Annotated in this window: 2 protein-coding genes; both read left to right on the top strand. The window is 61.3% G+C overall.

Going from position 1 to position 1097, the window contains the following annotated elements; translation table 11 throughout:
* Nucleotides 1-130: 130 nt before the first annotated feature.
* Nucleotides 131-394, top strand: a complete 264-nt coding sequence (locus ACI3ET_RS16370) for a hypothetical protein (RefSeq protein WP_405034135.1) — start codon at nucleotides 131-133, stop codon at nucleotides 392-394.
* Nucleotides 395-648: 254 nt separating this feature from the next.
* A complete protein-coding gene (locus ACI3ET_RS16365) occupies nucleotides 649-1005 on the top strand; it encodes a hypothetical protein (RefSeq protein WP_405034134.1) in 357 nt (118 codons plus the stop codon).
* Nucleotides 1006-1097: the final 92 nt, after the last annotated feature.

Below are 1097 nucleotides of genomic sequence, written 5' to 3'. Positions count from 1 at the left end.
CCAGCTACCGACTCCGCGACCGCGGCGTCGAGACCCTGCCCAGCATCAAGGTTGAGCAGGAAACCCTAGACTGAAACCGTTCACTCTTCGACCGCCGAAACCGTCCAGTTTTCGAGCGCCGTCAACAATCATGACCAATTATGCGTACAAGATCGCGTTTTCTACCGAGAACATAGTTCTTGCGCAGCGAATTCTCGACGACCTCACTGGCGCCTTCGATGAGACGGCAGAAGGCGAGATCGGCTTGAAGTGCGAAGCAGTCGCCCTCATTCCGGGCGGAACGGTCACCCAGGCGGACCTTGACGCTGATGCCGCTTTTGCCGAGGAGATGGCCAAGTTCATGAACGCGGGGTTCAACCGCTCTCCCATGCCGAAGGGGATGCCCGAAGTATGACCCCAAGGGGGGAGCGGCTCTTCAGTACTGAGTCCGGCAGGCCAGTGAGCACGGCCGCCAACCCTTTCGTGAAGAATCCTCAGGAACCCGCTGGCCACCTGACAGCGCAGAGTTAAGGAACTTGTCGTGGCACTCACGCGGGACGACGCGCCCTGTGCCCCTCACCAGATCAACCCGGCTCGTGGGTGAAACTGAGTTAACGTGTCCACTTCGACCAGTCGGTCGGCTCATGACGGTGGGGTAGGGGCAAAGACGTGCTGACGTACGAGCAGTGGCGAGATCGTCTGTTCGAACACATCGTGGTGAACGGGTCTCCCGACCGCCCGCTTTACCTGTTCGTCGACCGGGAGGACCTTGCCGTAGCGGCCGAGGCCGAGGGCTCAGTCCAAGCGCTTGCGTCGTTCACCCAGGCTTTCCAGGACAGGGCTAATCGGTCGGTTCCGTTTCGCTACGAGTACCTCCTCGCACGATCCGCTGACCCGTCGGTGGACGTTGTTCCCCCCTACTTCCTGGGGCTAGTGATGTCCGTCCTGGCTGTAACCGAAGCGCCCTTAGGGGCTGCGCACGGCGTTTACCGGCTCTTCACAATGCAGGGTGTAGTTGGGGCCTGAATCCGCCGGCTTCCAGGAGTGCTCGGGCGATGTAGTGGGTGAGGTTGCGGAACCCGAGGGCCAGGCCGCGCAGGTGCTCAAGTCGACCATTC

The sequence above is a fragment of the Ornithinimicrobium jinqii genome (assembly GCF_045032595.1).
Classification (GTDB): domain Bacteria; phylum Actinomycetota; class Actinomycetes; order Actinomycetales; family Dermatophilaceae; genus Ornithinicoccus.
This window is presented reverse-complemented; position numbering and strand designations above follow the sequence as displayed.

What these genes read in the sequence shown, in the direction of transcription:
- ACI3ET_RS16370 (WP_405034135.1), top strand. Translation starts at nt 131, where the DNA reads ATGACCAATTATGCGTACAAGATCGCGTTTTCTACCGAGAACATAGTT.